Annotated in this window: 11 protein-coding genes; 4 read left to right on the forward strand and 7 right to left on the reverse strand. The window is 66.0% G+C overall.

Features of this window, described 5'->3' with window-relative positions:
* On the forward strand, positions 1 to 636 hold a 636-nt coding region (locus HV786_RS08650), incomplete at its 5' end, for an MFS transporter (protein ID WP_476691491.1).
* A 5-nt stretch (positions 637 to 641) separates the two neighbouring features.
* On the opposite strand, the gene HV786_RS08655 is transcribed toward HV786_RS08650, so the two are convergent.
* Positions 642 to 1,274: an FMN-binding negative transcriptional regulator gene (locus tag HV786_RS08655; protein ID WP_175210560.1), complete on the reverse strand. Its 633-nt coding sequence runs from the start codon at positions 1,272 to 1,274 to the stop codon at positions 642 to 644.
* Positions 1,275 to 1,409: 135 nt separating this feature from the next.
* On the reverse strand, positions 1,410 to 1,604 hold the full coding sequence (locus HV786_RS08660) for a hypothetical protein (protein WP_056323375.1): 195 nt from the start codon (positions 1,602 to 1,604) through the stop codon (positions 1,410 to 1,412).
* A gap of 225 nt (positions 1,605 to 1,829) precedes the next feature.
* On the opposite strand from HV786_RS08660, the gene HV786_RS08665 reads away from it, so the two are divergent.
* The 3 genes from HV786_RS08665 to HV786_RS08675 all read left to right on the forward strand — a co-directional run bounded on the left by HV786_RS08665 (position 1,830) and on the right by HV786_RS08675 (position 3,427).
* The gene (locus HV786_RS08665) at positions 1,830 to 2,528 is read left to right on the forward strand and encodes a DUF3313 domain-containing protein (protein WP_128828756.1); all 699 of its coding nucleotides are present in this window, start codon (positions 1,830 to 1,832) and stop codon (positions 2,526 to 2,528) included.
* 117 nt (positions 2,529 to 2,645) lie between these two features.
* Positions 2,646 to 2,813, forward strand: a complete 168-nt coding sequence (locus tag HV786_RS08670; RefSeq protein WP_174245436.1) for a hypothetical protein — start codon at positions 2,646 to 2,648, stop codon at positions 2,811 to 2,813.
* Complete coding sequence (locus HV786_RS08675; RefSeq protein ID WP_256387866.1) at positions 2,810 to 3,427, forward strand: YiiX family permuted papain-like enzyme; 618 nt, start codon at positions 2,810 to 2,812, stop codon at positions 3,425 to 3,427. The genes HV786_RS08670 and HV786_RS08675 overlap by 4 nt, the downstream gene beginning before the upstream one ends.
* 69 nt (positions 3,428 to 3,496) lie before the next feature.
* Here the strand turns inward: HV786_RS08675 and HV786_RS08680 are convergent, their stop codons facing one another.
* The 5 genes from HV786_RS08680 to HV786_RS08700 all read right to left on the reverse strand — a co-directional run bounded on the left by HV786_RS08680 (position 3,497) and on the right by HV786_RS08700 (position 10,954).
* Positions 3,497 to 4,885, reverse strand: a complete 1,389-nt coding sequence (locus HV786_RS08680; protein WP_128828758.1) for a metal-dependent hydrolase family protein — start codon at positions 4,883 to 4,885, stop codon at positions 3,497 to 3,499.
* Between the two features lie 29 nt (positions 4,886 to 4,914).
* Positions 4,915 to 6,735, reverse strand: a complete 1,821-nt coding sequence (locus tag HV786_RS08685; RefSeq protein WP_128828759.1) for an SLC13 family permease — start codon at positions 6,733 to 6,735, stop codon at positions 4,915 to 4,917.
* 25 nt (positions 6,736 to 6,760) lie between these two features.
* Positions 6,761 to 8,191: a basic amino acid/polyamine antiporter gene (locus HV786_RS08690; protein ID WP_256387867.1), complete on the reverse strand. Its 1,431-nt coding sequence runs from the start codon at positions 8,189 to 8,191 to the stop codon at positions 6,761 to 6,763.
* An 83-nt stretch (positions 8,192 to 8,274) separates the two neighbouring features.
* Positions 8,275 to 9,516: an arginine deiminase gene (gene arcA / locus HV786_RS08695; RefSeq protein WP_128828760.1), complete on the reverse strand. Its 1,242-nt coding sequence runs from the start codon at positions 9,514 to 9,516 to the stop codon at positions 8,275 to 8,277.
* Between the two features lie 16 nt (positions 9,517 to 9,532).
* The gene (locus HV786_RS08700) at positions 9,533 to 10,954 is read right to left on the reverse strand and encodes a basic amino acid/polyamine antiporter (RefSeq protein WP_128828761.1); all 1,422 of its coding nucleotides are present in this window, start codon (positions 10,952 to 10,954) and stop codon (positions 9,533 to 9,535) included.
* Positions 10,955 to 11,014: the final 60 nt, after the last annotated feature.

The following is an 11,014-nucleotide window of genomic DNA, read 5'->3' on the forward strand; positions in this document are numbered from 1 at the left end:
GGCAAGCCGCCCACAGCCACGCAGACCGCGCCGGCGGCCGCCGGCCCGCTGCGCCGCGACCGCGCGTTCGTGACGCTGGCCGCCGGCATGGCGCTCGGCCTGTTCGCCCAGATCGGCCTGATCGCGCACCTGCTGTCGCTGCTGGCGCCGCTGCTGGGCGCGCAGACGGCGGGGCTGGCAATGGGACTTGCCACCGCCAGCGCCATCGCCGGACGCTCGCTCGTCGGCTGGCTGATGCCTCCGGCGGCCGACCGCCGCCGGATCGCCTGCGCGGCCTATGCCGTGCAGATCGCCGGGTCGCTGGTGCTGATGTTGGCCGGGGAACACGTGTGGGCGGTGTGGGCAGGCGTGGTGCTGTTCGGGTCGGGCATCGGCAACGCCACGTCCCTGCCGCCCCTGATCGCGCAGGCGGAGTTCGCGCGCGAGGAGGCGGCCCGGGTGGTGCCCCTGATCGTGGCGCTGTCGCAAGGCGCTTATGCCTTTGCGCCGGCCGCATTCGGGGCGTTGCGGACCCTGTTGCAGCCGACGGGGCTGGCGCTGCCGGGTTTCCTGGCCGCCGCCGCCGTATTGCAGTTGGCCGCCATCCTGTGCTTGACCGCGGGTCGTGGCGCGCATGCCAGGCGCGGCGCGTCCTGACGCCTTCAGGCGCCGCCGCCGCGCCGCGCCACCAGGCCGGCCATGACCGCGTCGCCGCGTTCGTTGACCAGCCCCTCGGCCACGCCCTCGCGATCGGCCGCGTTGCGGTTCTGACTGACCTTCCACTTGCCTTCGATGCGCGCAATGGGGATTTCCACGCCGATGATGGCGCGCATCTGCGCGGCGATGAAGTCGGCGGGCGCCTCGTCCACGCGCCACGGCTGGGCACGGGCGCGCTCCTGGCTATCGGTCAGGGCCTCCAGCTGGGCGCGCAGCCACGCCGGATCGTCCTGGATGACAGGCGTGCCCCACACGTGGACAGCCACGAAATTCCAGGTGGGCACCACCTTGTGCGTCTCCGCCTTGGTCGCGTACCAGGACGGCGTGATATAGGCCTGCGCGCCGTGGAAGGCCACCAGGCACTCGCGTCCCGACGCCAGCTCGGCAAGCTGCGGATTGGCGCGCGCCACGTGCAGGCGCAGGACGCCATGCGAGCCTTCGGGATAAAGCAGACAGGGAATGTGATTGGCCATCAGCCCGCCGTCGCCGCTGGTGCAGACGACGCCCAGCGGGTGGGCGCGGATGAACTCGTGCTGGATATCCAGCGAATCTTCGCGAAAGGCGGACGGCAGGTACATGATGGCGGCGCGATGAAAAGGTCAGGAAAGCGACAACATACCGCGCGCGTGGCCCCACTGAAAGAGCCACACCCTCCGCATTTCATGGAGCCAAGAACCTCGCGCCCCAATTGGCGCCGCCAATGCGTCTCGCTGCTATCGTCGGGATCGCGCGTAGGCAGCGTTCATGCGTTCGCGGGCCTCGGTTTCATGCGCAAAGGCGCGGTCGTAGTTTTCAAGGCAGCCGGGCGTGGGACTGGGCCACTGGATCGCGGCGATTGCTTCGGTCAGTTCATCGCGGGCCCGCTGCCATTCCTTGACGGCGGCATACCATTCGTTGGCGGTGTCCATAGATGTCTCCTTCTATGTGCACATGCTCATCGTAGCGCTAGCCGCGGCCAGCAAGACAGCGTTTTCGCATGGTCAGAAGGATGATGCGGCCAGGCACGCAGCCGACGCCCGCAGCCAAAAAAATAGCCGCGGCAGCGCGAGTTTCGGGCAGATAATTGCCAGCATGAATCGTGCCGGTCTTGTGTCCGCCGCCGCGGACGCCGTTGTCTGAAAAGGAAAGCCCCCATGAAGCCCAACCTCGCACTGCGCGCGGCCTGCTGCGCACTCATCGGACTGGCCGGCTGCACCAATCTGCCCAAGGCCAAGGACTATTCCACCGCGCTTGGCGAACCCCAGAGCCAGCTCCAGCAGGACCCAAACTGGAGCGGCGGCCGCATCTGGGTCCGGCCAGGGCCGCCGATCGGCAGCCAGTTCGACAAAAAGCTGCTCATGGAGAATGTGACCTACATTCCCGGCGACCGGCCTGACGAGTTGGACTTTCGCGACAATGCCGAACTGCGGCAACGCGTGCTGGACTACATGAACGCCGCCTTGCGCCGCGAGTTTTCGCAGGCCGGCTATCAGCTGATATCGGCGCCCGCGCCGCGCTCGGTGCGGCTGCGGGCCGCCATCACGGGCACCTTCCGCAACGATCGCGATCCGCGCCCGGGCGAGTACGTGCCGATCGGCTACGTGCTGGGCCAGACGGCCAAGGCCGCGGGCCTGCGCGATCAATCGGCGCGGCTGTTGATCGAAGCCTCGGCACGCGATGCCACCACCAACCAGCTGCTGATCGCCTCGATGGGCGCCGTCACGGGCAGCAACCTGCCCGAGAGCCGCAAGCCCACGGCGGCCGACGTGCAAGGTGCCATCGACGACTGGGCGCGCCGCGTTCGAGAGCAGTTCGACCGCATCTGGGTCGCGGAAATTCCCAAAACGCCGTGATGCGCGGGTGACCATTTTCCGCTGCATATCACGATGTGATGAATATTGACGTCAACCCTCACTTACCCAGGGACCACGGCTAATGCTACTGTTCCGCCTGTGCAAGGAGTACATGCAATGGATCAGAAAACAAAGCCCTGGGCATTTCCCAAACCCCACCCCGAAAACACGCCCCGCGGCGAGCGCAACAAACAAGAGTTCGACACGCCGCCCAAGGAAGAAAAGCCCGCGGCCAAACCGCGCGCCAAAAAGCAGACGCCTGCGACAGGACGGGCTCGCCCGTGAGGCTGACGGCAAAGGTCTGTGCGGCCGCCGGGGCAGCGCTTTGCGCGCTGTCCATGGCCGCCGCCGCAACGCCCGACTTGCAGACAGGCGACATGGTTTTCCAGCAATCGCGATCGGCGCAAAGCCTGGCCATCCAACAGGCCACGCATTCGCCCTATAGCCACATGGGCATGATCGTGACGCGCCAAGGCCAGACCTACGTCCTCGAGGCCGCGGCACGCGTCAGCTACACCCCCCTCTCCCAATGGATCGCGCAAGGCGAGCGCGGCCATTACGTCGTCAAGCGGCTGCGCGACGCATCGCAGCTCACGCCCGACGCGCGCACCCGCCTGGCCAAGGCGGGCGCCGCCTATGTGGGCAAGCCCTACGATCTGGCGTTCGCCTGGTCGGACGACCAGATCTATTGCTCCGAACTGGTCTGGAAGATCTACGAGCGCGTCCTCGGCGTGCAGATTGGCGCGCTGGCCCCGCTGAAAAGCTTCGATCTGGCCTCGCCCGCCGTGCAGGCCAAGATGCAGGAACGCTACGGCAAGCGCATTCCCTGGGAAGAACCCATCATCTCGCCGGCCGCCATGTTCGCGTCGGACCAACTGGTGACCGTCGGCACCTTCTGACGGCGGCGCGCCGCGCTGATAACGGCGCGCGCCGTGGGGCATCATGCCCGCGCCGCCCGCCTGAAACGCTCAGCGTACCGGCACGGTGTCCTTGTAGAGCACCCCGTCCTTCATGATGACCAGGAAGTTTTTTTCCGGGTCACCGATCAGCGAGATGTCTTCAATGGGGTTGCCATCGACCAACAGCAGATCGGCAAGCGCCCCCTCGCGCACCACGCCCAGGTCGCCGCGGTAAGGATTGCGCTTGCCCGACAACTTGAGCAATTCGGCGTTCGTGCCGGTCGCCATCATGAGCGTCTGTGCCGGCGTGTACCACCGCGTGAGGCTGGCGAGGATCCTGCCCTGCTGCGCCGCCAGCTGGCTGGAAAAAAGGATGTCGGTGCCGAACGCCGTCTTCAGTTTGTACTTGATCGCCAACTGATAGGTCCGGTCGGTGCCGGCAAAGACCTCCTGCGCTTTTTGCCATTGGTCCGAGCCGCGGGGAAAGGCGTCTGCCAGTTCGTCCGGAAAGGGCTGCGTGCTAAGCCATACGCCCGATCGGGCCATCAGCTGCGCCGTTTCCTCATCCATCATGCTGCCGTGCTCGATGCTCTGCACGCCCGCCTTGATGGCCCGCTGGATGGCGGTGGGCGTGTAGGCGTGCACCGCCACGTAGGTGCCCCAATCCGTCGCGGCCTCCACCGCCGCGCGAAGCTCGGGCTCGGTGAACGTCACGACGTCCAGCGGGCTGTGCGGCGACGACACGCCTCCACCGCCGGTCAGCTTGATCTGCGTCGCGCCCTGCATGAGTTGCTCGCGCGTGCGCAGGCGCACTTCGTCGGGGCTGTCGGCGATGGTGCTGTCGCCGGCCAGATCGTGCCGCGACGCTGGCGCCCCTAGCGTGCGCGGCAGGTCCGCCATCGAACGGAAATCGCCATGCCCGCTGGTCACGCTGATCATCGCGCCGGACGGGTAAATGCGTGGGCCCGGGATCACGCCCTGATCCACCGCCTGCTTCAGGCTGAACGCCGAGCCGCCCAGGTCCCGCACCGTGGTGAAGCCGCGCATCAGCGTCTTCCCCGCCTCCACGCCCGCGACAATGTTCAGGTAGGTCGGATCCTGGGTCATCGCCACGGCCAGCGGCACGCCGACGAACATGCTGTGCCAATGCATGTCGATCAGCCCCGGCATGAGCGTGCGCCCGCCGCCGTCGATGACCCGCGCGCCGTCGGCCGACACCTTGTCGCGCGACACCCTCTCGATGACGTTGCCGTGGACCAGCACGCTGCTCGCCGGACTCAGCTCGCCCGACACGCCGTCGAAGATGCGGACATTTTCGAAGAGGATCCGGGAATCGGCCGCGGCCTGCGCGCCCGGCGGCGGCGCCGCTTGGGCCGCGGGCAAGGAATGGGAATGCGCCGACGCAGCCCCGAAAATCAGCAATGCCGCCGTGAATGCAATACCAGTCCTGACAACCATGATCGCGCCTCTGGGTGAGTCATCCGCCTTCAGGACGGAAACAGGATCGGGATCAGCAACACGCTGACCACCAGGGAAAACAAGGTCAATGGCGTTCCGATCTTCAGATAGTCGGCAAAGCCAAAGCCCCCCGCCACGCTGACCAGCGCATTGGAAGGCGTGGACACTGGCGACATGAACGCCGCGGACGACGCGATGGCCACCGTCATCGCAAACGCGTAGGGCGAAGCATGCAGGCTTTCGGCGATGCTGATCGCCACCGGGCCCATCAGCACGGCAGTGGCCGTGCCCGACACCACCACGCCCAACGTGACGGTCGCCACGAACACCAGCGCCAGCTGTCCGTAGATGCCCCAGTCGCCCGAATAGTGCAGCAGGAACTGCGCGGCCATATCGACGCCGCCGCTGCGCTTGAGCGCCAGCGCAAAAGGCAGCATGCCCACGATCAGGATCAGCGCGCGCCAGTTGATCGACCGGTACGCCACGTCCAGCGTCACACAGCCGAACAGGCCCATCATCAGGCCGCCGATCAGACCCGCCATCACGTTGGGCACCCAGTCGGTCAGCATCAGGAACACGACCGTCGCCAGCGAGAACAGCGCGTGAAGGGCGCGATTGGGCACCGGCACCAGCGAATCGGCTTCGACCGGCATGGCCAGGCTGACCAGATCGTGCTCTTCGGCCTGCAGCGAGAAAATGCCTGCCCACGGGCCGACCACCAGCAGCGTGTCACCCACGCGCATCTTTGCATTGGGCAGGTCGCGCATGGCCTCCTTGCCGCGCCACAGGCCGACAACAAAGAGCCCGTGCCGGGCCAGCACCACGGATTCACGGGCATTTGCGCCCTCCAGCCGCGACTCCGAGGGGATGATGACCTCCATCATGCCCACGTCGCGCGCCTGATCGGTGAAGTACACCCCGGACATCGCCAGCCGCTTGACCTGATGCCGGGCGCAGAATCCGTCGATGTCGAAACCTTCGGCGTCCATGTCCAGCAACAGGATGTCGCCCGCTTCCAGCACGTCGTCCGCCGTGGGGCGCATCACGGCCCGGGCGAAGCGCGAGTGCCGCTCGATGGCGATGACGAACGCCGCCTTGCCCAGTTCGCCCGCCCACATGCCAAGCTGACGACCGGCCAGATCGGAGTCGTCCTGCACCAGCAGGCGGCAGGCCCGGTTCTGCAGGGAATACTTGGTGACCCAGTCGCCGAAGCTGGGCCGGTTCGCGGCGCGCGCCCCCTGGCCCGCGTCGATCAGATTGCGCGCAAACAGCATGTAGGCGATGCCACCGGCCAGGACGACAATGCCGATCGGCGTGAAGTCAAAGAAGCGAAAGCCCGCGTAGCCCGCATAGCCCAGCGCGCTGTTGAGCACCAGGTTCGGCGTGGTCGCCACCAGCGTCAGCATGCCGCTCATGGCTGCCGCCGCGCCCATCGGCATCAGGATCCGGCGGCTGGCCATGCCGGACTTGCGCGCGATCCGCAGGACGATGGGAATGAAGATGGCGACCACGGCCGTGGAGCTCATCACCGCGCCCATCGAGCCGACGGCCCCCATCACCAGCAGCACCAGCCATCTCTCGCTCTTGCCGCCATGCCGCAGCAGCAGGTCGCCCACGGCCTGCGCGACACCCGTGCGCACCAGCCCCTCGCCCACGACGAACAGGCAGGCGATCAGGATGATGTTGGGATTGGAGAATCCGTCCAGCGCCTCGCGGTAGGTCACCGTGCCGCTGAATGGCAGCAGCAGCATGACCAGCAGCGCCACGGCATCGGACCGGGGCCGCCCGATGACAAACAGCACGACAGCCGCGCAAAGGATGGTGAGGACGATTGCCAGTTCGCTGACCATTGCCGTGCGGCTCCTTCGCGCGTCCCTAGAACGCCGTGTTGCCCGTGCTGATCGCCCACACGCCGATGCCGCACGACACCAGCACCAGAATCAGGATCGGCCATTCATACGGGGCAAAGATGTTGCCGCGCTGCTCCCGGCGGGAGATCAGAAAGAGAATCGTGCCAGGCGCATAGATGACGCACGACAGGACGAAATACCGGAAGCCGCCCGCGTACACCAGCCCGGCCGCATAGACCGTCGCGGCCGCCGCCAGCGCCAGCTCGATCTTGCGCCGCCCGCCCCAGCCGTTGTAGGTTTCACCGCGCACGGTCAGCATCAGCCCAAACGCCGCCACGAAGAAATACGGCATCAGGCTCATCGAACTGGCCATGTTCTTGAGCAGCACGAAGGTGTCTTCGGTAAAGAGCGTGACGATCAGAAAGAGCTGCACGATGCCGTTGCTGAGCCAGAGCGCGGCTGCCGGCACGCCGTGGCGGTTTTCGCGGCCCAGGAACGACGGCATGATGCCCGCGCCCGCCGCGGCGCGCAGCACTTCGGCCGCCAGCAGGATCCACGCCAGATAGGCGCCCGCCACAGACACCATCAGCCCCACGCTGACCAGCATGCCGCCCCACGGCCCGACCACCGCGCGCAACACGCCCGCCATGGACGGGTTGCGCAGCGCCGCGATCTCCGCGCGCGGCAGCACGCCGTACGACAGCATCGTCACCATCACCAGCAGCGCCAGCACCAGCAAAAAACCCACAATGGTCGCAACCGCCACGTCCTCGCGCCGCTTGGCGTAGCGCGAATAAACGCTGGCGCCTTCCACCCCCAGGAACACGAACACCGTGACCAGCATCGTGTTGCGCACCTGCTCGAAAAGACTGCCCTTGCCTTCACCGCTGAGCCCCTCGGCGATGTTCGCGCGCAGCACGTCCAGGTCCACGGCAAAGGCGGCAAAGACGATGAAGATCGCAATCGGGACGACCTTGGCGATGGTGACGACCGTGTTCATCCCGGCGGCCTGACGGATGCCGCGCAGGATCAGGAAATGGGTAGACCACAACAGCACCGAAGACACCAGCACGGCCGGCACGGTGTCGCCATCACCGAAGAACGGCAGCACGGCGCCCAGCGTTCCCTTGAAGATGACGAAGTAGCTGACGTTGCCCAGGCAAGCGGCCGTCCAGTAGCCCAGCGCCGCCAGAAACCCCAGATACAGCCCGAAGCCCGCCTTGGCGTACGCGAAGATGCCCGTGTCCAGGTCGGGACGCCGGCGCGCCAGGAACTGGAAGACCATCGCCAGCGTCAACATGCCCGTGCCGGCAATGGCCCAGGCCACCATGCCGCCCACCGGACCGGTATTGCGCGCAAACACGCTGGGCAGCGAAAAGATCCCCGCCCCCACCATCGAACCCACTACCATGGCGGCAAGCGCCATGCGAGAAAGTTTGGCAGTTTCCCCGCTCACGATCTTCTCCTGAAAAAGACCCAGTGCTTGCCCCGCCCGCGCGGCCGTCCCCCTCCGGAACGGCCGCGCACGCCGATCCCCCGTTAAGCGGCATCCCGCGAGATCGGGCACGTCATGCAATGCCCGCCGCCGCGGCCCCGGCCCAGTTCCGCGCCGACGAAGGTGATGACCTCGATGCCCGCCTTGCGCAGCAGCGTGTTGGTGTAGACGTTCCGGTCATAGGCCAGCACCACCCCGGGCGAGATGCAGACCAGATTGGCGCCGCTGTCCCACTGCGTGCGCTCGCGGACATAGGCGTTGCCGCCGGTCTCGACCACGCGCATCTTCTTGACGCCCAGCGCCTCGCCGATCACGTCCACGAGCGAGCCCTTGTCCTTGTGCAGCTCCAGCGAGCCCGGGGTGCTGCCCGGCCGGTACGAGAACGCCTGGACGTTGTTGACGATGTCGGGATACATCAGCACGCAGTCACGGTCCGCGAAGGTCAGCACGGTATCCAGGTGCATGGCCGCCCGCAGCTTGGGCATGGCCGCCACGATCACCCGGTCGGCCGCGTTCTTGGCGAAGAGCGTGGCCGCCAGCTGGCTGATTGCCTGGCGCGACGTGCGTTCGCTCATGCCGATCATCACCGTGCGGTTGCCAATCGGCATGACGTCGCCGCCTTCCAGCGTGGCCAGTCCGTGGTCGGCCGTGGGGTCGCCCCACCAGACATTCACCTTGCCGGCAAAGCGCGGATGGAACTTGTAGATGGACGACGTCAGGATCGTCTCTTCGTGCCGCGCGGGCCAGTAAAGCGGATTGAGCGTCACGCCGCCGTAGATCCAGCAGGTCGTGTCGCGCGTGTACAGCGTGTTGGGCAGCGGCGGCAGCAGGTATTCCGTGACGCCCGCGGCCTCCTTGATCAGCATGAGCTGTTCCCCGCCCACCGACTCGGGAAACTCGTCGGTCGACAGCCCCCCGATCAGCGTCTCGGCCAGCTTGCGCGGCGCCAGCCCGTCCAGGTAGCTGCGGATCTCATCGAGCAATCCCAGCCCGACCTGGTTCGCCACCACCTGGTTGTCAAGGATCCACTTCTTTGCTTCGGGTATCGCGACCGTTTCGGCCAGCAGATTGTGCATTTCCAGCACGTCCACGCCGCGGTCCCGCATCTTGGTCATGAAGTCGAAATGGTCGCGCTTGGCGTTGTCGACCCACATGACGTCGTCGAACAGCAACGCATCGCAATTGGAGGGCGTCAATCTTTCGTGGGCGCGTCCCGGCGCGCAGACCATCACCGTGCGCAATTGCCCGACTTCTGAATGGACTCCAAATTCCTCGGTATCAGCCATGACTAGCTCCCAGACGTTAAATGGCGATCCAGCCGTAGATCAGGCCGACAATGGCGGCCAGCGCTCCGACGCATGCCACGATGAAAACGACCAACTCCCAACCCGTGAAGAACGACCTGCCCTGCTCGCGCCGGGCCCAGAAGTACAGAATGGATCCGGGCGCGTACAACAGCGCCGACAGCAGCAGGAACTTCAAGCCGCCGGCGAGAATCATGAACACCGTGTAGATGGCGGCGATGCTGGCAAGCGTCAGATCGCGCTTGCGGTCCTTGCCGTCGACATACGTCTCGCCGCGCTTGGCAAGCTGCCAGCCGAATCCGGCGACCAGCAGATAGGGGATCAACGACATCGCGCTGGTCAGGCTCAGCATCAGCGCAAAGGCGTCGCGCGACCAGTACGTGCTGATGACGAAGAGCTGCACGATGATGTTGGTCACCCACAGCGCCACGACCGGCACGCCGTTCTTGTTCTCACGGGCGAACGCGCGCGGCATGTCTTCGTTCTTGGACGCCGCGTGCATCACTTCCGCGCAGATCAGCGACCAGGCCAGATAGGCGCCCAGCACCGAGATCAAGAGGCCCACGCTGACGAACACCGCGCCCCACGGCCCCACCACCGATTCCAGCACGCCGGCCATCGACGGCTGACGCAGCCCGGCGATGTCGCTCTGCTGCATGACCGCATAGGGCAGCAGCGACACCAACACCATCAGCAGCAGCGCCGTGACAAAGCCGATCAGCGTGGCCACCCCCACGTCCGAGCGCTTGGACGCGAATCGCGAATACACGCTTGCGCCCTCGATTCCCAGGAATACGAAGACGGTCACCAGCATGGTTCTGCGCACCTGCTCGAACAGGCCGTAGCCGCTCATCTCGCCCCAGAAGTTGATGCGGAACAGGTCGAGCTTGAACGCCACGAACAGCACGACGATGAACACCACGATCGGAATGATCTTGGCGACCGTAACGACCGCGTTGATGAACGCCGCCTGCTGCACCCCGCGCAGGATCATGAAGTGAAACAGCCAGATCCCCACCGACGCCACCGCGATCGCGATGACCGTGTTGCCGTCGCCGAAAACGGGAAAAAAGGCGCCGAGCGTGGACTTGATCAGCACCCAGTACGAGACGTTGCCGATGCAGCTGCCGATCCAGTAGCCAAACGCGGACAGAAAACCCATATAGTTGCCAAAGCCCGCCTTGGCGTACGCAAAGACGCCCGCGTCCATTTCGGGCTTGCGCTCGGCCAGCGCCTGAAACACGCGCGCCAGCGTATACATGCCCGCCCCCGCGATGATCCACGCGATAACCGCGCCGACGACGCCCGTCGCCCCGCCAAAGGTCCTGGGCAGCGAGAAGATCCCGGCGCCGATCATCGACCCCACCACCATGCCGGTCAAGGCAAGCAATCCAAGCTTCTTGGGAGTACTGCTTTCCATCATGCACCTCCAATAATGAGCAAAGACGAGAGCGGGTCGGCCGACTTGCCGGGCGGAGCC

Source organism: Achromobacter mucicolens, from assembly GCF_902859725.1.
Classification (GTDB): Bacteria; Pseudomonadota; Gammaproteobacteria; order Burkholderiales; family Burkholderiaceae_B; genus Achromobacter; species Achromobacter mucicolens.

What these genes read in the sequence shown, in the direction of transcription:
- HV786_RS08655 (WP_175210560.1), bottom strand. Translation starts at nt 1,274, where the DNA reads ATGTACCTGCCGTCCGCCTTTCGCGAAGATTCGCTGGATATCCAGCAC.
- HV786_RS08660 (WP_056323375.1), bottom strand. Translation starts at nt 1,604, where the DNA reads ATGGACACCGCCAACGAATGGTATGCCGCCGTCAAGGAATGGCAGCGG.
- HV786_RS08665 (WP_128828756.1), top strand. Translation starts at nt 1,830, where the DNA reads ATGAAGCCCAACCTCGCACTGCGCGCGGCCTGCTGCGCACTCATCGGA.
- HV786_RS08670 (WP_174245436.1), top strand. Translation starts at nt 2,646, where the DNA reads ATGGATCAGAAAACAAAGCCCTGGGCATTTCCCAAACCCCACCCCGAA.
- HV786_RS08680 (WP_128828758.1), bottom strand. Translation starts at nt 4,885, where the DNA reads ATGGTTGTCAGGACTGGTATTGCATTCACGGCGGCATTGCTGATTTTC.
- HV786_RS08685 (WP_128828759.1), bottom strand. Translation starts at nt 6,735, where the DNA reads ATGGTCAGCGAACTGGCAATCGTCCTCACCATCCTTTGCGCGGCTGTC.
- arcA (WP_128828760.1), bottom strand. Translation starts at nt 9,516, where the DNA reads ATGGCTGATACCGAGGAATTTGGAGTCCATTCAGAAGTCGGGCAATTG.
- HV786_RS08700 (WP_128828761.1), bottom strand. Translation starts at nt 10,954, where the DNA reads ATGGAAAGCAGTACTCCCAAGAAGCTTGGATTGCTTGCCTTGACCGGC.